Source organism: Actinophytocola glycyrrhizae (genome assembly GCF_042653545.1).
Taxonomy (GTDB): Bacteria; Actinomycetota; Actinomycetes; order Mycobacteriales; family Pseudonocardiaceae; genus Actinophytocola; species Actinophytocola glycyrrhizae.
The window spans coordinates 129,890-150,990 of sequence record NZ_JBHSIS010000007.1; the positions used below are offsets into that span (position 1 = coordinate 129,890).

The 21,101-nt window shown below is 71.7% G+C and carries 16 protein-coding genes; 9 read left to right on the plus strand and 7 right to left on the minus strand.

Annotated elements, in window-relative coordinates; translation table 11 throughout:
* Position 1 precedes the first annotated feature (1 nt).
* From ACFPCV_RS16560 to tuf, 6 genes are all read left to right on the plus strand, one after another.
* A complete protein-coding gene (locus ACFPCV_RS16560) occupies positions 2-853 on the plus strand; it encodes an FAD binding domain-containing protein (protein ID WP_378057068.1) in 852 nt (283 codons plus the stop codon).
* Positions 853-1,326 carry a (2Fe-2S)-binding protein gene (locus ACFPCV_RS16565; protein WP_378057069.1) on the plus strand — a complete coding sequence of 158 codons (474 nt, stop codon included), beginning with the start codon at positions 853-855 and terminating at the stop codon, positions 1,324-1,326. The genes ACFPCV_RS16560 and ACFPCV_RS16565 overlap by 1 nt, the downstream gene beginning before the upstream one ends.
* Positions 1,323-2,684, plus strand: coding sequence for an 8-oxoguanine deaminase (locus ACFPCV_RS16570; RefSeq protein ID WP_378057070.1), 1,362 nt, complete (start codon positions 1,323-1,325; stop codon positions 2,682-2,684). Before ACFPCV_RS16565 ends, ACFPCV_RS16570 begins: the two co-directional genes overlap by 4 nt.
* Positions 2,681-4,978 (plus strand): xanthine dehydrogenase subunit D, encoded by a 2,298-nt coding sequence (gene pucD / locus ACFPCV_RS16575; RefSeq protein WP_378057071.1) that lies wholly within the window; start codon positions 2,681-2,683, stop codon positions 4,976-4,978. The genes ACFPCV_RS16570 and pucD overlap by 4 nt, the downstream gene beginning before the upstream one ends.
* A 287-nt stretch (positions 4,979-5,265) precedes the next feature.
* The gene (locus ACFPCV_RS16580) at positions 5,266-7,326 is read left to right on the plus strand and encodes a putative bifunctional diguanylate cyclase/phosphodiesterase (RefSeq protein WP_378057072.1); all 2,061 of its coding nucleotides are present in this window, start codon (positions 5,266-5,268) and stop codon (positions 7,324-7,326) included.
* Positions 7,327-7,613: 287 nt separating this feature from the next.
* Positions 7,614-8,801, plus strand: a complete 1,188-nt coding sequence (gene tuf / locus ACFPCV_RS16585) for an elongation factor Tu (protein ID WP_378057073.1) — start codon at positions 7,614-7,616, stop codon at positions 8,799-8,801.
* 191 nt (positions 8,802-8,992) lie between these two features.
* Here tuf and ACFPCV_RS16590 read toward each other — a convergent pair whose 3' ends face one another.
* Both ACFPCV_RS16590 and ACFPCV_RS16595 read right to left on the minus strand, forming a co-directional pair.
* Positions 8,993-9,256, minus strand: a complete 264-nt coding sequence (locus tag ACFPCV_RS16590; RefSeq protein WP_378057074.1) for a hypothetical protein — start codon at positions 9,254-9,256, stop codon at positions 8,993-8,995.
* Positions 9,257-9,573: 317 nt separating this feature from the next.
* Entirely contained in the window at positions 9,574-10,431 is an 858-nt protein-coding gene (locus tag ACFPCV_RS16595; protein ID WP_378057075.1) for an IclR family transcriptional regulator, read from the minus strand.
* Positions 10,432-10,555: 124 nt separating this feature from the next.
* Between ACFPCV_RS16595 and ACFPCV_RS16600 the strand changes: the two genes are divergently transcribed.
* The gene (locus ACFPCV_RS16600; RefSeq protein ID WP_378057076.1) at positions 10,556-12,247 is read left to right on the plus strand and encodes a dihydroxy-acid dehydratase; all 1,692 of its coding nucleotides are present in this window, start codon (positions 10,556-10,558) and stop codon (positions 12,245-12,247) included.
* A 54-nt stretch (positions 12,248-12,301) separates the two neighbouring features.
* Positions 12,302-13,036 (plus strand): class I SAM-dependent methyltransferase, encoded by a 735-nt coding sequence (locus tag ACFPCV_RS16605; protein ID WP_378057077.1) that lies wholly within the window; start codon positions 12,302-12,304, stop codon positions 13,034-13,036.
* Positions 13,037-13,120: 84 nt separating this feature from the next.
* On the opposite strand, the gene ACFPCV_RS16610 is transcribed toward ACFPCV_RS16605, so the two are convergent.
* The gene (locus ACFPCV_RS16610) at positions 13,121-13,939 is read right to left on the minus strand and encodes an NAD(P)H-binding protein (protein WP_378057078.1); all 819 of its coding nucleotides are present in this window, start codon (positions 13,937-13,939) and stop codon (positions 13,121-13,123) included.
* A gap of 88 nt (positions 13,940-14,027) precedes the next feature.
* Between ACFPCV_RS16610 and ACFPCV_RS16615 the strand changes: the two genes are divergently transcribed.
* Positions 14,028-14,813: an AraC family transcriptional regulator gene (locus ACFPCV_RS16615; RefSeq protein ID WP_378057079.1), complete on the plus strand. Its 786-nt coding sequence runs from the start codon at positions 14,028-14,030 to the stop codon at positions 14,811-14,813.
* Here the strand turns inward: ACFPCV_RS16615 and ACFPCV_RS16620 are convergent.
* From ACFPCV_RS16620 to ACFPCV_RS16635, 4 genes are all read right to left on the minus strand, one after another.
* Complete coding sequence (locus ACFPCV_RS16620) at positions 14,792-16,327, minus strand: alpha-amylase family glycosyl hydrolase (RefSeq protein WP_378057080.1); 1,536 nt, start codon at positions 16,325-16,327, stop codon at positions 14,792-14,794. The two genes, ACFPCV_RS16615 and ACFPCV_RS16620, sit on opposite strands and share 22 nt — an antisense overlap.
* Positions 16,328-16,341: 14 nt before the next feature.
* Positions 16,342-18,168 (minus strand): GH39 family glycosyl hydrolase, encoded by a 1,827-nt coding sequence (locus ACFPCV_RS16625; protein ID WP_378057081.1) that lies wholly within the window; start codon positions 18,166-18,168, stop codon positions 16,342-16,344.
* 86 nt (positions 18,169-18,254) lie between these two features.
* Positions 18,255-19,298 carry a LacI family DNA-binding transcriptional regulator gene (locus tag ACFPCV_RS16630; protein WP_378057082.1) on the minus strand — a complete coding sequence of 348 codons (1,044 nt, stop codon included), beginning with the start codon at positions 19,296-19,298 and terminating at the stop codon, positions 18,255-18,257.
* A gap of 39 nt (positions 19,299-19,337) precedes the next feature.
* Positions 19,338-21,086, minus strand: a complete 1,749-nt coding sequence (locus ACFPCV_RS16635) for an ABC transporter ATP-binding protein (protein WP_378057083.1) — start codon at positions 21,084-21,086, stop codon at positions 19,338-19,340.
* Between the last annotated feature and the right edge of the window lie 15 nt (positions 21,087-21,101).

Below are 21,101 nucleotides of genomic sequence, written 5' to 3' on the forward strand. Positions count from 1 at the left end.
GATGGACTTCCTTCGACCGTCCACGTTGGACGAAGCGCTGGCGATGAAGGCCGAGTTCCCGGCCGCGGTGCCGATCGCGGGTGGCACCGACGTCATGGTTGAGCTGAACTTCGACATCCGCCGCCCGGCCGCGCTGCTCGACCTCGGCCGGGTCGCGGAGCTTTCCCGGTGGTCACAGGAGAACGGCCACGTCGCCCTGGGCGCGGCGGTGCCGTACACGCGGGTCGTGACCGAACTGGCCGACGTGCTCCCCGGGCTCGCGATGGCGTCCCGCACCGTCGGGTCGCCGCAGATCCGCAACCGGGGCACGGTCGGCGGCAACCTCGGGTCCGCGTCGCCCGCAGGGGACGCGCACCCGCCGCTGCTCGCGGTCGCCGCCGACGTCGAGGTGGCGTCCGTGCGTGGCACGCGGATCGTGCCCGCGCGCGAGTTCTTCTCCGGCCCCAAGAAGTCCGCGCTCGAACCCGACGAGCTGATCGTCGCGGTCCGGGTGCCGAACGCCGCCGGGCCGCAGCAGTTCGCGAAGGTCGGCACCCGCAACGCGATGGTCATCGCCGTGTGCTCGTTCGCGGTCGCGCTCGACGTCACGAACAAGTCGGTCGGCACCGGCATCGGGTCGGCGGGACCGACCCCGCTGCGGGCGCGGGAGGCGGAGGAGTTCGCGGTCACCGAGCTGCCGTGGGGCACCGGGAAACCGTTGCAGGAGAACACCGCGCGGGCGTTCGGCGAACTGGTCGCCGCCGCGGCGCGGCCGATGGACGACGTGCGCGGGAGCGCGGCCTACCGCCGCCACGCGCTGTCCGTGCTCGCCCGCCGCGCACTCGGCTGGGCCTGGCAGGAGGTTGTTGGGTGATGAGGGTCAACGTGGAGGTCAACGGCGAGCAGCGTGCCGCGGACGACGTGTGGCCGGGCGAGAGCCTGCTGTACGTGCTGCGGGAGCGGCTCGGGCTGCCCGGCTCGAAGAACGCCTGCGAGCAAGGGGAATGCGGGTCCTGCACCGTCTACCTCGACGGCACGCCGGTGTGCGCGTGCCTCGTCGCGGCCGGTCAGGCGCAGGGCCGGTCCGTGCGTACCGTCGAGGGCCTCGGCAGCGAGGAGGAACTGGACCCGGTGCAGGACGCGTTCGTCCGCACCGGCGCGGTCCAGTGCGGCTTCTGCACCCCTGGGCTCGTCGTCGCCGCGCACGACCTGGTGCACCGCAGGCCCGGTGCGAGCGACGCCGAGATCCGTGAGGCACTGGCCGGGAACCTGTGCCGTTGCACGGGATACGAGAAGATTCTGGACGCCGTCCGGCTCGCGGCGCGCACCGTGCGGGAGCAGGCATGAGGACCGTCATCGAGAACGCGGCCGTCGCGACCGTCGACGGTGCCGAGGGCGCGGGCACCGAGTACCGGTACGGGCACGTCGTCGTGAAGGACGACGTCATCGAGGCGGTCGGCGACGGTCCCGCGCCGCCGGGGCTGGACGCCCAGCGGTACGTCGACGGCACCGGCTGCCTCGTCACGCCGGGCTTCGTCAACACCCACCACCACCTGTACCAGTGGGCCACCCGCGGCTACGCGCAGGACGCCACGCTGTTCGAGTGGCTCACCACGCTGTACCCGGTGTGGGCGGGCATCGACGAGACGACCGTGCACACCGCGGCGGTCGCGGGCCTCACCCGGCTCGCCCGCACGGGCTGCACCACCGCCGCGGACCACCACTACGTCATCCCGCGCAACGGCGGTGACGTGTTCGGCGCGACCGTCGAGGCCGCCCGCACGGTCGGCATCCGGCTGCACGGGGTACGTGGCTCCATGGACCGGGGCGAGTCACAGGGCGGTCTGCCGCCGGACTCGATCGTGGAGACCCTGGACGGCGCGCTGACCGGCACCGCCGAGGCCATCGACCGGTTCCACGACCCGTCGCCCGGCTCGTTCGTGCGGGTCGCGGTCGGTCCGTGCTCGCCGTTCACGGTGAGCGAGGACCTGATGCGCAAGGCCGCGGAACTGGCGCGGGACAAGGGCGTCCGCCTCCACACCCACCTCGCCGAGACCCTCGACGAGGAACGTCAGTGCCTCGACGAGTTCGGCTGCACCCCGGCCGAGTTGGCCGACCGGCTCGGCTGGCTGGGCGAGGACGTGTGGTTCGCGCACGGCATCCACTTCTCCGACGACGCGGTCGCCCGGCTCGGCGCGACCGGCACGGGTGTCGCGCACTGCCCGACCTCCAACTCACGCCTCGGTGCCGGCATCGCCCGGGTGCAGGACCTGGTGCACGCCGGTGCCCCGGTCGGGCTCGGCGCCGACGGTGCCGCGTCCAACGAGGACGGTGGGCTCGGCATCGAGCTGCGCCAGGCCGTCTACCTGGCACGGCAGCGGAACGGCCCGCACTCGGCCACCGTCCGCGACGGGCTGTGGCTCGCCACCCGAGGTGGTGCCCGCTGCCTGGGCCGCGAGGCGGAGATCGGCTCGCTAGAGGTCGGCAAGCAGGCCGACCTGGCCGTGTGGCGGCTGACCGGCATGAACCACGCCGGTATCGCCGACCCGGTGGCTGCGCTGGTGTTCGGTGCGCTGCCGCCGCTGGCGCTGCTGCTCGCGGGCGGCAACGTGGTCGTCGAGGACGACGAGTGCCGCACCGTGTCCGAACCCGATGTGGCGAGCGCACTCGGCGTCGCGTCGCGAATGCTGGCGGAGAGGGCATGACCACCACCACAACGGGGCAACCACTCGTCACGAACGTCACCGGCGGGGTCGGCGACAGCCCGGTGCGGCCCGACGGCGCGCAGAAGACCAGGGGTGAGTTCGCGTACTCGTCGGACCTGTGGGCCGACGACATGCTGTGGGGCGCCACGCTGCGCAGTCCGCACCCGTACGCGCGGATCAGGGGCGTCGACCTCACCGAGGCGCTGAAGCTGCCCGGCGTGTACGCCGTGCTCACCCACGAGGACGTGCCAGGCGAGAACCTCTACGGGCTCGAGCACCCCGACCAGCCGGTGCTGGCCGTGGACGTCGTGCGCTACCAGGGGGAGCCGGTCGCGATCGTGGCCGCCGACCACCCGGAGACCGCACGCCGGGCCGCCGATCGCGTCGTCGTCGACTACGAGGTCCTGACCCCGGTGACCGACGCCGAGGCCGCGATGCGCCCGGAGTCGCCGGTGCTGCACCCCGGGCACGAGGGCGGCAACGTCGTCCGCCACGCGCCGATCCGGTTCGGCGAGGAGTCGCCGACCGCGGCGGTCGTGGTGACCGGCGAGTACACGGTCGGCATGCAGGACCAGGCGTTCCTGGGGCCGGAGTCCGGGCTCGCGGTGCCCGCCGAGGACGGCGGCGTCGACCTCTACGTCGCCACCCAGTGGCTGCACGCCGACCAGCGGCAGGTCACCCGTGCGCTGGGGCTGGCCGAGGACGAGGTCCGGCTGCACCTCGCCGGTGTCGGTGGCGCGTTCGGCGCGCGCGAGGACCTGTCCATGCAGATCCACGCGTGCCTGCTCGCGCTGCGCACCCGCAGGCCGGTCAAGTTCTCCTACGGCCGCGAGGAGTCGTTCTTCGGGCACGTGCACCGCCACCCCGCGCTCATGCGGTACGAGCACGGCGCCACCCGCGACGGCGACCTCGTCTACGTCAAGGCGGAGATCATCCTCGACGGCGGCGCCTACGCGTCGACGACCGCGGCCGTCACCGGCAACGCGGCCACGCTCGGGGCCGGGCCGTACCGGGTGCCGAACGTGCGGGTCGACTGCTACGGCGTGTACACCAACAACCCGCCGTGCGGTGCGATGCGGGGCTTCGGCGCCGTGCAGGCGTGCTTCGGCTACGAGTCGCAGATGGACCGGCTCGCGGCCGCGCTCGGCATGGACCCGGTCGACCTGCGGGTCAGGAACGCCGCCGAGCGCGGCACCACCATGCCGACCGGCCAGGTGATCGACGCGCCAGCGCCGGTCGCCGAGCTGCTGGAACGGGTTCGTGCCAAGCCGATGCCCGCCGTCCCGACCGGCCCGCGTGACCTGCGTGAGCTGCCGGGCGGGGTCTCCAACACCACGCACGGCGAGGGTGTCGTGCGTGGTGTCGGATACGGCGTCGGCATCAAGAACGTCGGGTTCTCCGAGGGTTTCGACGACTACTCGACCGCACGCGTGCGGCTGGAGGTGATCGCGGGCGAGCCGGTGGTGTCCGTGCACACGGCCGCCGCGGAGGTCGGGCAGGGCCTGGTCACGCTGAAGGCGCAGATCGCGCGGACCGAGCTGGGTGTGCAGCGGGTGCAGATCCAGCCGTCTAACACGTTCGTCGGCAGCGCGGGGTCCTCGTCGGCGTCGCGGCAGAGTTACGTCACGGGCGGCGCGGTGCGGGCGGCGTGCGAGCAGGTGCGCGCCAGGGTGCTGGAACTGGCCGCGGCGCGTGGGTTCGCGGCGACCGCGCTCGCGGGCGGGAAGGTCGTTTCGGCGACGCACGAGGTGCTCGCGGACCTCGTCGAGGTGCTCGGCGAGGAGGTGGTGGACCGGACCGTCGAGTGGCGGCACCGGCCGACGGAACCGCTGGATCCCGTGACAGGGCAGGGGTTCGCGCACGTGCAGTACGCGTTCGCCGCGCACCGCGCGGTGGTCGACGTTGACGTCGAGCTCGGGCTCGTGCGGGTGGTGGAGCTGGCGTGTGCGCAGGACGTCGGCCGTGCCATGAACCCGGACGCGGTGCTCGGGCAGATCCAGGGCGGCTCCGCGCAGGGGCTCGGGCTCGCGGTGATGGAGGAGATCCAGGTCGAGGGTGGCGTGGTGCGCAACCCGTCGTTCACCGACTACCTCATCCCGACCGTGCTGGACATGCCGCCGATGTCGATCGACGTGCTCGAACGGGCGGATCCCCACGCGCCGTACGGGTTGCGGGGCGTGGGGGAGCCGCCGACGCTGTCGTCGACGCCCGCGATCGTGGCCGCCATCCGCGCGGCGACCGGCCTGGCGCTGTCCCGGGTGCCGGTGCGGCCGGAGCACATCGTCGGAGCGTGACAGAACGACTCCGGGTAACGCCTGACGGAATATGAAGCGCAGTAGTGTGAGGATTACGTACCGCCATTGGCGGAGGCAGTTGCGTTCCGTATCTGCCCAGCGTGGCGCGGTGATCGCTACCCTCGGTAGTTCACTCGAATAGCCTAGCTTCCAGCACATAGGGTGTGCACCGTGGCGGTGATCGGTCCCCTTTTGGGTGCAGAGGGGTTGCGCTTTCACTGGTAATGTCACAAACCGCTTGAACCGGAGAAGGACAACCCGGATGACTTGGCCGCTGGAAGGCTCCGGTGGATCGATCTGAGCTTGCGCGCGAGTGGGCGGACGCGCTGGCACAGGTCATCTACGTGGCGCACGCGCGGGACCACGTCGAGGGTGAGCTGGCAACGGCCCTCGATGCGCTCGCCGGTGCCGCGCAGCGGGAGCCCTACGCCGAGCAGCCGGTTCTGGATGTCGCAGAACGCTTGGTGGCACTGGGTTTCGCCGGATCCGAATGTCTCGACGTGACCATCAAGGTACTGGGTGAGCGGATGCCGAAGCTGTCGGGGGTCGCGGACCTCATCGGCCTGCCGGGGCGTCTCGTGGACGTGTTCGGCTCGCTCGCCAGGGGACTCGCGGAAGGCATGCGGCAGCGGCTGTTCTCCGAACAGGAAGGGCTGACGCTCGCGCTGATCCGCGCCCGCGAGAACGCGGAGAACGCGTTGCGGGACAGCGAAGCCAGGTTCGAGGAGGTCTTCTCCACGTCCAGCGTCGGCATGGCGATCACCAATCTCGACCTCGGCATCGTCCGCACCAACCGCGCACTCGCCGACATCCTCGAACACCGGCGCGGCAAGCTGGCCGCCACCCGGCTCGACGAGGTCTTCCACCCGGACGACACCGACTACCTCAGGCTGCGCTACCAGGTCCTCCTCGAAGAGGACGCGCTGCCGTTCCGCGAGCGACGACGACTCGTGAAGAACGACGGGGAGGAGGCACTGGTCCACCTTTCGGCGTCGGTGCTGCGCACTCCCGCCGGCACACCGACGTATTTCGTCACGACCGTCGAGGACGTGTCGGACCGCCACTTCCTGGAGAACCAGCTCCAGTTCCAGGCCACGCACGACGCGCTGACCGGGCTCGCGAACCGGCAGCGGTTCGTCGGCAAGCTGGAGGAGGCGCTGTCCGACCAGAACACGGCCGACGAGCTCACCGTCCTGCACCTGGACCTCGACGGTTTCCACGCGGTGAACGACGGCCTCGGCCGGGAGGCGGGTGACCGCCTGCTGCGGACCGTCGCCATGCGCCTCAACGAGGTGTTCGCCGACGAGAACGCGACCGTCGCACGCTTCGACGGCGACGAGTTCGGCGTGCTGGTGGAGCACCGGCCGACGACCCCGACGAGCGCCACGATGGCGACCCGCATCAACGAGGAACTGGCGGAGCCGGTGTTCGTCGGCGACCACGGCGTGGCGGCGACGGCCACCATCGCGGTGCTGCACCAGCCGACACCGGGTACCACACCGGCGGACCTGTTGCGCGCCACCGACATCACGCTGCGCAGGCTCAAGCAGACCGGCCGCCGCCAGTGGGGCATGGTCGACGAACAGCAGAACGAGGCCGACCGCGAACTGTTCCACCTCGCCAGCTCCATGCCAGGCGCGTGGGAGAACGGCGAGATCGAGCTGGAGTACCAGCCGGTCGTCTCGTACGCCACCGGCAAGGTCGCCGCGGTGCAGGCCATGCTGCGCTGGGACCACCCGGACGGCTCACTGGACCACGACCGTTGCCTGCAGGTGCTCGCGGAAACCGGCTTCTCGCTGCCCATCGGCCGGTGGATGCTCGGCCACGCCTGCGCCGACCTCAAGGACATGCCCGGCCGGCCGGTGCTGTATGTCGAACTGACCCGCGAGTTCGCGGGCGACCCGGACCTGGTGGCCACGGTGCGGGCGGTACTCGCCGACACCTCCCTCGTCCCGGAACAGCTGCAGGTCGGCATGCCGGTGCAGGCGCTGTGCATGCGGGACGGGCTGGCAGAGGACAACCTGCACGTACTCGCCGACATCGGGGTCGCGGTCGTTCTGTACGAGTTCGGGACCACCAGCGGAGACCTGGCCTGCCTCGAGGACCTGCCGGTCCGGGCGGTGAAGATGGCTTCCCGGGTGGTGGCGCGGGTCGCTGACGAAGGATCGTTGTTCACTCGGGTGGTGCGGGATCTGGTGCCGCTGGTCCAGGGGAGCGGGGCCACCGTCCTCGTGGGGGACGTCGACGGCGCGGACCAGTTCGAGTGGTGGCGGGCGGTTGGCGCCGACCAGGCGCAGGGGGCTCATGTCGGGCTGCCGGGATTGCCGGTGGACATCCCGTCGAGCTGACGCGGCGTGGGTTCGAGTGCGGTGAAGACGCTTTCGGGACGGAGCGCCGGACGTTAAATCGGGTGACGCCTGAAGGGATCGGATGTCATCCTCTGCGCATGTTCCGGGTTGTCATGATCGATGCGTCCCTGGGGTTCGTCCCAGCGGACTCGGTCCTGGCCGCCCTTTCCTTGTTGGACGGCGCCCGACTCTGACCCTCCTCCGCGTGGCCTGTACACGGGGAACCCGCCGGGGAGGGTGGGTCTGCCACGTGGTTCTCCGGACGTCGTTCCACACCAGGGAAAGTCATGACCAAGCAACACTTCGCGCGCACCAAGCCGCACCTCAACATCGGGACCATGGGGCACGTCGACCACGGGAAGACGACGCTCACGGCCGCGATCACCAGGACGCTCGCCGAACTGGACCCCGCCACGACCACCTACGTCGGGTTCGAGGGGATCGACCGGGCGCCTGAGGAGCAGGCACGCGGGATCACGATCAACATCTCGCACGTCGAGTACGAGACCGCCACCCGGCACTACGCGCACGTCGACATGCCGGGGCACGCCGACTACGTCAAGAACATGATCACCGGTGCCGCTCAGCTCGACGCCGCGATCCTGGTCGTCTCGGCGCAGGACGGGGCCATGCCGCAGACCCGGGAGCACGTCGTCCTCGCGCGGCGGATCGGGGTGCCGCACATGGTCGTCGCGCTGAACAAGGTGGACCTCGTGCCGGACGGGGAGCTGCTCGACCTCGTCGAGCTGGAGCTGCGGGAGTTGCTGTCGCGGTACGGGTTCGACGGGGACGCCACCCCCATCGTGCGGGTCTCCGGGCTCCGGGCGCTGCAGGGGGACCCGGTGTGGGCGCGCGGCATCGTCGACCTGCTCGAGGCCGTCGACGCGCACGTACCGGTGCCGACTCGTCCTCTGGAAAGGCCGTTCCTGATGCCGATCGAGAACGTCCTCACGATCACCGGGCGCGGAACCGTGGTCACCGGGGCCATCGAGCAGGGCACCGTCGAGGTCGGGGCGCCGGTCGAAGTGGTCGGGCTCGGGCCGAGTCGGGCGTCGGTGTGCACCGGGCTCGAAACGTTCGGGAAGACGCTCGACCGCGCCGAGGCCGGGGACAACGCCGCCGTGCTCCTTCGCGGTGTGCGTCGCGACGAGGTGCGGCGTGGGCAGGTGCTGTGTGCGCCGGGGTCGGTGCTGCCGCACACCCGGTTCACCGCGCACGTCTACCTGCTGTCCACATCGGAGGGTGGGCGGGCCACCGGGTTCGCCAGCAACTACCGGCCGCAGTTCTTCTTCCGCACCACCGACGTGGTCGGCAACGTGGAGCTGCTCGACACCGCCGTCGCGCTGCCGGGGGACTCCGTCGAGATGTCCGTGACGCTCGGCAAGCCGATCGCGATGGGCGTCGGGCTCGGGTTCGCGATCCGTGAGGGCAACCGCACGGTCGGTGCCGGGACCGTGCGGGAACTGCTCGACTGACCATCGGCGGGCGGTCGGTGCCTGCGTTCGGGTGCCGACCGCCTGGTGGCTGTACCGCCGCGCAATTCCACGGCCAGATGGTCGCTGCGCGTCACTTAGTACCGCTAAGCACATTGGCGCCGCGTGGCCGGTCGATTACCGGGAGGGTTATTGCCGTTTTCCCGGTTGATCTGGCAATCGGCCTAATCGGATCAGGCGGCGGCCGGGGCCGGGGCGAGTGCGGCGACGCCTGCGTCGGTCAGAGCCGCGGGCACGAGTTCCCCTCTGGCGCCCTGGTGTGCCGGCTCGATGAAACCCTCGTGCGCGAGCGTGTGGGCAAGGTACTGGTCACAGCATGGCACACCGTCGATGAACAGGTCGGGCTCGGACGAGCAGCTGAGCTGTGCACGACCTGCGACGATGGCTTTCAGCATGGACAAGGCCCGGTGGTTCAGACCTTCTGGTAGCACGGACATCGTGTTCCCCTGGTTGGCGTTTCCCTGCGGAGTTATGTCTATCACTCGGCACAACAAATCGTGGGACGTGTGATGGACCTGATTGGTTTCATCGAATTTTCTCACGGATTGTTACCAACAAGGAGTACCCGGCCTCCCACTCAGATACGCGAGCCGCCCGAAAGGGCTACGCAGGGAGACCGAGTGAGATCAGTGCGTTCCCGCTGGGCAACCAGTCGAGGGGTCTCGTCGGCGACACGCGGTGACCCGCCGCCTCCTGCGCGTGTCGGCTCCTCCGGCCGGAACCCACATCGGACAGTCCGGCTCGCGGACGTCGATCACGGTTCGCGCGTCGGCCCGTGCGCCCTGGACAGCACCGCTACCACGTCGGGATCGCCGGCCAGCCTGTCCGCGGCCGCGTGCAGCAATTCCAGGTACTCCTTCTGCTTCTTCGGCGTGAACTCGCCCGCCGGGCCGGACACCGACAGCGCGGCGACCCGCTGTCCGTTCCCGGTCACCGGCACCGCGAGGCTCCTCAGCCCGGCGCTGCTCTCGTTGTCGTCGACCGCGTGGCCGCGCCGCCGCGTCCGCCTGACCTCCTTCGCCAGCCCGTCGAGCGAGGTGATCGTGCGTTCGGTGCACGCGGGGAACGGCTCGGCGGGCACGTGCGCGGCCAGCTGGTCCGGTGCGACCCCGGCGAGCAGCATCTTGCCAAGACCGGTGCAGTGCGTGCTGTCCCGCCTGCCTGGGCTGGTCTCGAACCGCAGCGGCCGGTCCGGCCGCCGCACGCAGACGTGCACGACCTCGCGGCCGTCCAGCAGACCGAGGTCGGCCGTCTGCTGCGTCTCGCTCACCAGCTCGTCCAGGTAGGCACCGGCCACGGCTGAGAGGTCCACACTGGACACGTACGCGTCGGCGAGCGCCGTCACCTTGTGCCCGAGGCGGTAGGCTGGCCGTTCGTCCACCCGCACCACGAACCGCATCTCGGTCAACGCGGCCAGCAGGCGCACCAGCGTGCTCTTGGGCAGCCCGGTCCGCTCGTGCATGCCGGTCAGCGTCACCGGCGGCGGCGCCGACGCCAGCAGCTCCAGCAGCACGAGCCCGCGGGTCAGCGCGTGCGTGTGGTAGTTCGCGCTCGTCTGGCCGGGCCGGTCCTCGGTCCTGGTCGAACGCGCCTCACGGCTCTTGGTGGCCATCGTCCTACCTCTCGGCTCCTCGCACCACCGGACGAATCGCGGAATCGCGTTCCATGTCGGGAATGCTAAGCCAGCCGTTGGTACGGTGCAATCGGGCCGGTTCCGCCGTCTGGAAGGGCATTTCATGTCTCGTTCGCAAGCGTGGTACGCCGGGGACGACCGCAACGCCTACATCCACCGCGCGTGGATGCGGCGAGGGCTGCCGGGGGACTCCTTCGACGGGCGGCCGCACATCGCGATCGCCAACACCGCATCGGACCTCACGCCGTGCAACGCGCACCTGACCGAGGTGGCGAAGTCGGTGGCCGACGGCATCTGGGCGGCCGGCGGGGTGCCACTGCACCTGCCGGTCGTTTCGCTCGGCGAGACGCTGATGCGGCCGACCGCCATGCTGTTCCGCAACCTCGCCGCGATGGCGACCGAGGAACTGCTGCGCGCCAACCCGGTCGACGGCGTCGTGCTGCTCGGCGGGTGCGACAAGACGATTCCCGCGCTGCTGATGGGAGCGTGCTCGGTCGACCTGCCCGCGCTGGTGGTGCCGGGTGGCCCGATGCTGACCGGGCACTTCCGCGGTGTGCCGCTCGGCTGTGGCACCGACGTGTGGCGACTGTCGGAAGAAGTCCGGGCAGGCACCCTGTCGCGCGAGGACTTCATGAAGTCGGAGTCGTCGATGATCCGCAGCCGCGGCCACTGCAACACGATGGGCACCGCGTCGACGATGGCGTGCGTGACCGAGGCGCTGGGCATGACGATCCCAGGTCTCGCGGGCACCCCGGCACCGGACAGCGGACTGCTGGAGATGGCGCACCGGTCGGGCAGGCTGTCGGTGTCGATGGTCGCCGACGACCGCCGCCCGAGCACCGTGCTGACGCGGGAGTCGTTCCTCAACGCGATCGTGGCGCTGGCGGCCGTCGGCGGGTCGACGAACGCGGTCGTGCACCTGCTGGCCATCGCCGGGCGGCTCGGCGTGCACCTCGACCTCGAGGACTTCGACCGCGTCGGTTCCGGGGTCCCGCTGCTGGTCGACCTGCAGCCCGCCGGCAGGCACCTGATGGACGACCTGCACCGCGCGGGCGGCCTGCTCGCCGTGCTGCGCGAGGTGGCGGACCTGCTGGACCCGGCCGCGACCACGGTCACGGGTTCGCCGCTGGTGTCGTACCTGGAGTCGGCGAAGATCTGGGACGAGTCCGTGATCCACCGCAGGTCCGCACCGTTGCAGGGCTCGGCGGGTATTGCCGTGCTGCGCGGCAACCTGGCCCCGTCCGGCGCGGTGATCAAACCCGCGGCGGCCACCCCGGCGTTGCTGACCCACCGCGGCCCGGCGGTGGTGTTCGACTCGATCGAGGACCTCAACGCGCGGATCGACACCGTCGAGGACGAGAACGCGGTGCTGGTGCTGCGCGGGTGCGGCCCGAAGGGCTACCCGGGGATGCCGGAGGTGGGCAACTTCCCGCTCCCGGCACCTGTGCTGGCGAAGGGGGTGCGCGACATGGTGCGGATCAGCGACGCGCGGATGAGCGGCACGGCGTACGGCACGGTCGTGCTGCACGTGGCTCCCGAGGCGGCGGCCGACGGACCGCTGGGGCGCGTCCGCACCGGTGACACGGTGGTGCTGGACGTGCCGAACCGGCGGCTGGAGGTGGCTGCGGACCTGTCGGCGCGCCCGGTGTCGCCGGAAGCGGCGGCCGCGTTCGCCGCGCCAGCCAGGGGCTGGCAGCGGCTGTACGTCGACCACGTGCTGCAGGCCGACCGCGGCGTGGACCTCGACTTCCTGACCGGAGGCGGCCGAGCCACCCCCACGAGGGAGTCGCACTGAACATCCTGGTCGGCACGACAACTGCCGGAGCGGCCGTGGTCACCGGATGCCGTCGTGCCTGACGCGATCTTCGCTCATCCCCGGCTGGCCGCGGTCTACGACGCGTTCGATGGCGCCCGGGACGACCTGGCGGTCTACCTGAACATCGCCGACGAGCTGGGCGCGCGCCGCGTCCTCGACGTCGGATGTGGGACCGGCTGCCTGGTCGCCCTGCTCGCGGAAAGCGGTCGCGCGGTGGTCGGCGTGGACCCGGCCGAGGCGTCCCTCGCGGTCGCGAAGGCGAAGCCGGGGAGCGAACGGGCCACCTGGCTCCACGGCGACGCCACGACGTTGCCGGACCTCGCTGTCGATCTCGCGGTGATGACCGGCAACGTGGCACAGGTCTTCCTCAGCGACGACGACTGGTCACGGACGCTCCAGGGCATCCACCGGGCTCTGCGTCCCGGCGGTCACCTCGTGTTCGAGACACGGCGTCCCGAACGTCGCGCCTGGGAGGACTGGGTGGCGGACACCGCACCGGTCATGGCGACGGTGCCGGGGATCGGTGTGGTGGAACGATGGCTGGCGGTGACCGACGTCCGGTTGCCCTTCGTCTCCTTCCGGTGCGGCTACCGGTTCCTGGCCGACGGCACGGTCCTCACGTCGGACTCGACCCTTCGGTTCCGTGACCGGGAGGAGGTGGCGGCGAGCCTGGCACAGCACGGTTTCCGGGTGCTGGACGTGCGCGACGCCCCCGACCGGCCGGGGCGCGAGTACGTGTTCGTCGCGGGGACCCCGCCGACGGGGTGAGTCACCGGCAGGACACGTGGAACGGCGTGCCATGTCGACACACCGGCCCGCGGCGCCGTGGTGGCGCCACGGCGCCGGCCGCGGTCAGTCCGTCGACCACACACCCGTCGCGGCGGTGCTGGTCACGTAGTCGGTGAAGTCGATCGGGTCCCTGCCCAGTGCCCGGCGCACCCCGTCGCCGGGGGCCGAGATGTGTCCCGCCCGCATGGCGGCGAAGATCGCGTCCAGCTCGTCGGCGAACTCCTCGGGCACCCCGCCCGCCAGCAGTTCCGCCCGGTACGCCGACGGTGTCACCTCCTCGTAGCGCAGCGGCCGTCCCGTCGCCGCCGCGATCGTCGCCACCGCCTCGGCGAAGGTCATGCCGCGCCGGCCCGACAGGTCGTACACCTGCCCGTGGTGCCCGTCGGTGGTCAGCGCGGCCGCCGCCACGTCCGCGATGTCCCGTGCGTCGACGAACGGCTCCGGCACGTCACCGATGGGCAGCGTCAACGTGCCGGCCAGCAGCGGCGCGTGCCACAGGTCCTCGTCGAAGTTCTGGCTGAAGTTGTTCGGCCGCAGGATCGTCCACTCCGCGCCGGACTCCCGCACCGCCTCCTCCATCGCCGTCATGGCGCGGAACGACTCCGCTGCGACGTTCTCGGCGCCGCGCGCGGACAGCACCACGAACCGCCGGACCGGCGCCGCCTGCTCCACGAACAACGGCACCAGCGCCGGATCCGCAGGCGCGATCACGTACACCGCCGTCGCCCCCGCCAGCGCGTCCGCCCACGTGTCCTGATCGGACCAGTCGAACCGCACCTCCGTCGACCGCGACACCGCCCGCACCGGGTGCCCCGCCTCGCGCAGCGTCCGCACCAGCCGCCGTCCGGTCTTGCCTGTCCCGCCGAGAACCACTGTCGTCATGCCCAGCAGTCAACCGCCGCGCGGCCCTCACGGACATGGCGCGGCGTACGGCGGTCATGTCCGATCGTCCGCGGCTATCGTGGATGCCATGGACCCGTTCGACGACCTGCTGCGCGGTGTCCGCGCGGACAGCGCGTGCCTCACGAGCACGGAACTGTCGCCGCCGTGGACGCTGCGGTTCACCGACGAGACCGCGCTGACGCTGTTCGCCCCGTTGCGGGGCGAGGGCCGGATCGACGGCACCACGGTGGCGACCGGGGAGACCGCCGTCGTCCGGGGCGAGGGCGTCGTCACCGGTGACGCCCCAGCGGTCGTGCTCACCGGGACCTACGGCGCCGTGCCCGCGCGCCTGCGGAGCGTGCTGCCACCCCTCGTGGTCGTGCCGGACGGCGACGACTGCGACTCACTCCGCGACTTCCTCGCCGCACAGGGGAACAGCGCCCAGGTCGTCCTCGACCGGCTGGTCGACTGGCTCGTCGTGTGCACGCTGCGCACGTGGTTCGACCGGGCGGACACGCCGGGCTGGCTGCACGCGCTCGGCGACGCCACGGTCGGCCCCGCGCTGCGCGCGATGCACGACGCGCCGGGCAGGCAGTGGACGCTGGCCACGCTCGCCAGGGAGGCCGGGGTGTCCCGCACGACGCTCGCCACCCGCTTCGCCAAGCTGGTGGGCATCCCGCCGCTGACCTACCTCACCGACTGGCGGATGACCCTGGCCGTCGACATGCTGACCGGGACCACCGCGACGGTCGCCGCGGTGGCCCACCAGGTCGGTTACGCGGACGCGTTCGGCTTCAGCACCGCGTTCAAACGGTTCCACGGCGTCAGTCCCACCGAGTGCCGCAGGGCCTGTCAGTCCGCGAACACCGCGTAGCTGAAGCCCGCCATGCGCAGCCTGCCGTCGTCCAGGGTCGTGTCGCGGCCGAGCACCTGCGTGCCGGACACCGGGATGTCCGTGATCGCGGGCTCGAACGCGGGGTTGACCGCGACCGTGAACCTGCCGCCCCGCCGGTAGACGAACGGGTAGCCGGGGTTGATGATCTCCACGGCACCGGCCGGGCCGAGGGCGGGATCCGACTTCCGCAGCGCGATCAGCTCCCGCACCAGGTTGAGCAGCGACTCCGGGTCCTGCTGCTGGTCGGCGACGTTCGGCCGGGTCGGCGACGGGTGCGGCGGCAGGTACGTGACCTCGGGGTCCGCCTTGTCCCACTGCATCGGGGTCCGTGACCCCGCCCGGTTGTAACCCGCGCGCTGACCACCGAGGACGCTGCCCTCCAGATCCGGCAGCCCTGGCTGGTACTGCATGCCGATCTCGTCGCCGTAGTAGATCGCGGGCAGCGTCGGCCACGTCAGGATGAACACCATCGCCGCGCGGGCGTGGTCGCCGGTGCGCGAACCGGCCACCAGCCGGGGGAAGTCGTGGTTCGCCGACGGCAGCACGATGTGCCCGTCGTCGCCGATCACGCTCGTCGCCGTCGCCCACTCGGCGAGGAAGTCGGACACGCTGCCCGCGCCGGACGCGTCGAAGAAGCACGGCCGGGGGCGGTAGGTGTGGTCGTACACCGCGCCGTTGTGGAACAGCGACCGGTACGCCTGGCTGGTGCCGAAGTGCAGGAAGAAGTCCCCGTGGAACCCCGACGGCACCGAGACCTGCGGCTGCGCCCACTCGCTGAACAGCGCGGCCTCCGGATGCGTGTGGTCGAGCCAGTCCCGCAGCTCCCGCCACAGCGCGGCGGTCTCCTTCTTGCCCGGGTCGTCCTTCACCAGCGACGACGCCATGTCCACGCGGAAACCGGACACGCCGGTGCTCAGCCAGTAGTCCATGATGTCCCGCAGCGCCTGGCGGTTCTCCCGCGGGCCGGGCGCGTCGACCGGCTGCCGCCACGGCTCCGCCGGGTCCTCGCGCCCGTACCCGAAGTTCAGCGCGGGCTGCACCGGGAAGAAGTTCGGCAGGTAGAAACCCTTGCGGCTGCCCGGCGACGGCTGGAAGCCCGGCGCCTGCCGGTCCGCCCAGATGTAGCGGTCGTCGGCCGGGTCGTCCGCCGACCGGACGAACCACTCGTGCTGGTCGGACGTGTGCCCGGCCACCAGGTCGAGCAGCACCCGGATTCCCTTGCGGCCCGCGGCGTCCACGAGCTTCGACAGGTCGTCGCGGCTGCCGTAGCGCGGGTCGATCGCGTAGTAGTCGGCCACGTCGTAGCCCGCGTCGCGCATCGGGGAGGCGAAGCACGGGTTGAGCCAGACCGTGTTCACTCCCAGCCAGGCCAGGTAGTCCAGTTTGGACTCGATGCCGTTCAGGTCACCGATGCCGTCGCCGTTGCTGTCGGCGTAGCTCTGCGGGTAGATCTGGTACAGCACGGCATCGGACAGCCAAGCCGGTACGGCCATGAACACTCCTCGCTTCACTGCCGGGTCAGTCGCAGGGACCTGATCCCGGGCATGGGCAGCTCGAAGGCGACCGACGCGACACCGTCGTCGCCGACCGCCACCTTCGCAAGGTACTCGATCGGGAGCTCGTCGGAGGAACGCAACGTGGCCCACTGGTCCTCGGTTGGCCAGTCGCCGCCGTCCATCTCCCGCCACACGCGGCCGATGTTCGCGTGCTCCTCGTCGACCCGCGCCGACTCGACGGCGTACGTGCCGGGCGCGAGCCCTGACACCGTGACCGTCACGGCCCTGGCCAGTCCCGGCGCACCGTCCACCTTGGACTGGTCGAGGGTTCCGTTCCACACCAGCACGGCCACGCCGTCGTCGGCGCGCGTCGCGATCGCCTCGACGAGCGACCCGCCACCGTCACCAGTGCACTCGGCGGGAACGCGGCCACCGGCCAGCCTGGACAGCAGGTACAGCGCCCAGAACCGCGGCTTGCGCAGGTTGCCGACGGTCAGCAGGCCGAACCCGCCGTGCAGCAGCCGGGGCGGCCAGCCCAGCTCCTCGAACTGGTCCGAACACACCCAGTAGGCGAGGCAGTCGGTGGACCCGAGCGCGCTTTTCATGCCGTGCAACACGAACGGCGCGGAGAACACCGAGTCGCTGACGTGGTGGAAGTGCGTCGGCGTGACGCCCCACTCCGTCCACAGGATCTCCGGTTCCGCCTTGCCGGTCGCCTGCGCGAACGACCTGGTCAGCGGGCGCAGGTCGAGTGGCGCGTTGCCGTAGGTGTGGGTGGAGACGAAGTCGACCGGCACGTCGTTGGCGCGGCAGTGCTCCAGCAGCGCGCCGACCCAGCCCGCCGCCGCCGAGGACGGTCCGCCGACGCGGATGCGCTCGTCGATGGTTTTGATCTCGCGCACCGCGATCTCGTACAGGCGGTGGTAGTCCTCCTGCGTGCCGTTCCAGAACACCTCGAGGTTGGCCTCGTTCCAGACCTCGAACTCCCAGGTCGCGACCTCGTCGGCGCCGTAGCGTTCGCGCAGGTGTGCGGTCAGCGAGCGCACGAGGTCGCCCCAGCGCTCCCACTCGCGCGGCACGGACACCTGCGCCCGGTAGGAGAAGACCGTGTGGCCGGGGTCGGCGGTGAGTTCCCTGGGCATGAAGGACAACTCGACCACCGGCTTCAGCCCGGTGGCGAGGAAGCGGTCGTAGACCTCGTCGAGCCCGGCGAAGTCGAAGGTGCCGTCGGCGTCGACCGTCACGGTCTCGGGCAGGAACGTTCCGTGCGCGCGGACGGTGCGCACGCCGATCTCGTCCTTCATGATCCGCAGTGCCTCGGCGTACTCGGCGGCCACGTCCGACCCGCCGGGGCCGGGCTCGTCCCGGATCAGCAGCGAGAGGTGCTCCGCGCCGATCATGCGGCGCCACACGTCGGGCAGCGGCGTGGGCGTCGCGGTGGCGTCGATGGCGACGGCCACCGCGCCGGTCCCGTCGCCGGGTGCGGCGGCCACCGCGTCGGACAGCGCCCCGGCGCCGCTGTCGCTCCAGGTGGCGACCCTGTAGTGGTAGGTCGCGCCCGGTTCGACCATGGTGTCGGCGTAGGGCGGGTGGGGCACCGCGAGCACGTCGCCGCCGAGGTGGTCGAGCGGGGTGAACGGGCCGTCGGCGCTGGTGGCGCGGTGCACGAGGTAGCCGAGCGCGCCGTCGACGGGCTGCCAGCCGAGGTGCACGAGCGCGGTGCCGGACGTGGCCGTGAGCCCCGATGGCGGCGGCAGCTCGCCGGTGCCGGTCAGCGGCTGGTCACTGGGCAGGCCGATGCGCCGCTCCCAGTCCTGACGCGCGGTCGTGTCCGTCACGATCGACCCCCTCGACGATGGCGAGCACTGACTGTAAGCGCATACACTAGGGGCGTCGCAAACCCGTCGCAACCAGGACGGGGAGGTCAGCGCGGTGCGGGCTCGGGGCAGCCGCAGCTCGCCCGCCTGGTCTGGGTGACCGGCAGCATCTCCGAGCGCGGCTCGCGGTCCGGGTCGGCAAGGCGCTCCACCAGCAGGTCCACCGCGGTCTCGCCGAGGCGGCGCATCGGCTGGGTCACCGTGGTCAGGCTGGGGCGGACGACCCGGCCGAGCGGGATCCCGTCGAACCCGACGACCGCCATGTCCGCGGGCACCCGCATGCCCTGCCGCTCCAGCACGTCGAGACCGCCGATCGCCATCTGGTCGTTGGCGAACACCATCGCCTGCGGCGGGGCGCCCCGCGCCAGCAGGCGGCGGGCGGCCTCGCGGCCACCGGCCTGCGTGAAGTCACCGCGTGCGGCAGGCTCGGCGGGCACCGGCAGGTCCGCCGCGCGCAGTGCCTGCTGGAACCCGGCGAAGCGGGCCCGCGCGTCGGGGGAGTCCTCGCCGCCGCCGACGAACGCGAGCCTGCGCAGCCCGTGGTCGGCGATCAGGTGCGTGGTCATGGTGAACTCGCCGTCGAGGTTCGCGACCTCGAGGTGGTCGAGGTGGTCGATCTCGCGCGGCCCGGCGATCATCACCACCGGCAGCCGCCGCGACATCAGCTCCAGGTCCTCGGTGGCGACGGTCCGTGCCAGCACCGCGAACCCGTCGACCCGCCCGGCCACCGACGCGACCAGGCTTTCCGGCCCGTCTTCCAGCGACGCCGCGATCAGCAGCGCGTACCCGTGCCGCCGCGCCGCCCGCTCCATGCCGCGGGTGATCTCGTCCGCGTACAGGGTCTGCTCGGCGTCGTCGTCGTCAAGGTCGGGGTCGGCGTAGTCCGGGAAGCACAGACCGAGCACGCCGGTGCTGCGGGAGGCGAGGCCGCGGGCGTTGCCGCTCGGCACGTACCCCAGCTCGCGGGCCGCTACCAGCACCCGGTCGCGTGTCTGCTCACGAACCGTGCCGGGGTTGCGGTACACGCGGGACACGGTCGCGATCGAGACGTTCGCCCGCTCGGCGACGTCGTACACAGTAGGTGCCGACAACCCAAACCTCCGGCGTGTCACGCATTCGGCGCGGTCAAGCTACCGCCCGACCCCCAGGTCGGCAACATGCCACGAGCGCCACAGCTGCGCGTATCGGCCCCCCGCGGCGACCAGCTCGTCGTGGGTCCCGCTCTCGACCACCTTCCCTTGGTCCAGCACCAGTATCCGGTCCGCCAGCACCGCCTGTGTCAGCCGGTGCGCCACGATCACCGTCGTGCGGCCCTCGGTCGCGGCGAGCGCGGCCCGTTCCAGGTCCCGCGCACCCGCGCTGCCCGCCTCCGCGGTCGCCTCGTCGAGGACCGCGACGGTCGGGTCGGCCAGCACGAGCCGCGCCAGCGCCACCTGCTGTGCCTGCGCGGCGGTGAGCGCGTGCGCGCTCTCCCCGACCACGGTGTCCACACCGGACTCCAGCGCACGGGCCCAGCCGTCCGCGCCCACCACCGCGAGCGCCGCCCAGACCTCCTCCTCGGTCGCGTCCGGCTTCGCGAGACGCAGGTCCTCGATCAGCGGCCCGGAGAACACGTGCACCTCCTGGCTCAGCATCGCCACGTGCCGCGCCCGGTCCAGCTCACCGACCGGCACCCCGCCGAGCACGACGGTGCCGCGTTCCTGCTCCAGCAACCCGGCCGCGATCCCGGCGAGCGTCGTCTTGCCCGCGCCGCTGGCACCCACGACCGCGAGCCGGGTCCCGGCCGGCACGGTCGCCGACACGTCGTCCAGCACGAGCGGATCCTCGTAGCGGTGGGCGATCCCGGTCAGCACGAGCGTCCCGTCCGCCGGCTCGCGCACCTGTTCCGGGCGCTTGGGCGGTTCGAGGTCCGCGACGCCGACGAGCCGGGCGAGGCTCGCCCCCGCCGCCTGCACCTCGTCGAACTCCATGATCAGCGCGCCGACCGGGTTGAACAGGCGGTGGAAGTACAGCGCGGCCGCGGTCACCGCGCCGACGGTCACCAGATCCCCGCGCACCAGCAGGAAACCCGCGGCCAGGATCGCGCCGAGACCGACGAACTCGGCCCGGTTCATCCGCGCGACCAGCCGCGTGAACAACCGGAACACCCCGATCGACAGGTCCATCGCCGTGCGGGAGCGGTCGTTGATCGCGGCCGTGTGCTCGGCCTCGAGCCGGTAGGCGCGCACGGTCGGCGCCGCCTGCAGCGCGGACACCATGGCCTGCGCGCGGTCGCCGATCGCGACCCTTTCCTTGGCGTAGAACGGACCTGAGCGCGGCAGGTACCAGCGGACCGCGAGCACGTAGAACGGCGCGGCCGCGAGCCCCGCGAGGCCGAGCCGCCAGTCGAGCGCGAACATGCCGCCGCCGGTGAGCACGACGGTCAGCAGCGCGGCCGCGAGTGTCGGCCCGGTCTGGCCGATCGCGGTCGTCACCACCGAGACGTCGTCGCCGACGCGCGAGAGCAGGTCACCCGAGGAGACCTTGTCGAGCGTGGGCGCTGGCAGGTGCAGCGTGCGGTCGAGGACGCGTTCGCGCAGCCGCGCGAGCACCGTCTCGCCGAGCCTGCTGATCAGCACCGCGGACAGCCCGGTCAGCACCCCGGCCAGCAGCGCGGCCCCGCCGATGATCGCCGCGTAGGTCAGCACGTCGCCGCGGTCCGCGCCCACCGAGATGTGGTCGACGAGGTCGCCGAGCACCCACGGCGCGACGAGCCCGGCCGCGCTCGCCGCGACCGCCGTCACCGCGGTGAGGACACCGAGCACGGGCAGTGCGCGCACCTCGGTCCACAACGCGGCCGCGGTGCGCCGCGCGGAAGCAATGGGAAGCAGTTCGCTCACGACCGCTCCTCGCGG

Coding starts and splice junctions, on each gene's coding strand:
- ACFPCV_RS16615 (WP_378057079.1), top strand. CDS start 14,028: ATGGACCCGTTCGACGACCTGCTGCGCGGTGTCCGCGCGGACAGCGCG.
- ACFPCV_RS16610 (WP_378057078.1), bottom strand. CDS start 13,939: ATGACGACAGTGGTTCTCGGCGGGACAGGCAAGACCGGACGGCGGCTG.
- ACFPCV_RS16595 (WP_378057075.1), bottom strand. CDS start 10,431: ATGGCCACCAAGAGCCGTGAGGCGCGTTCGACCAGGACCGAGGACCGG.
- ACFPCV_RS16620 (WP_378057080.1), bottom strand. CDS start 16,327: ATGGCCGTACCGGCTTGGCTGTCCGATGCCGTGCTGTACCAGATCTAC.
- ACFPCV_RS16600 (WP_378057076.1), top strand. CDS start 10,556: ATGTCTCGTTCGCAAGCGTGGTACGCCGGGGACGACCGCAACGCCTAC.
- ACFPCV_RS16590 (WP_378057074.1), bottom strand. CDS start 9,256: ATGTCCGTGCTACCAGAAGGTCTGAACCACCGGGCCTTGTCCATGCTG.
- ACFPCV_RS16560 (WP_378057068.1), top strand. CDS start 2: ATGGACTTCCTTCGACCGTCCACGTTGGACGAAGCGCTGGCGATGAAG.
- tuf (WP_378057073.1), top strand. CDS start 7,614: ATGACCAAGCAACACTTCGCGCGCACCAAGCCGCACCTCAACATCGGG.
- pucD (WP_378057071.1), top strand. CDS start 2,681: ATGACCACCACCACAACGGGGCAACCACTCGTCACGAACGTCACCGGC.
- ACFPCV_RS16565 (WP_378057069.1), top strand. CDS start 853: ATGAGGGTCAACGTGGAGGTCAACGGCGAGCAGCGTGCCGCGGACGAC.
- ACFPCV_RS16570 (WP_378057070.1), top strand. CDS start 1,323: ATGAGGACCGTCATCGAGAACGCGGCCGTCGCGACCGTCGACGGTGCC.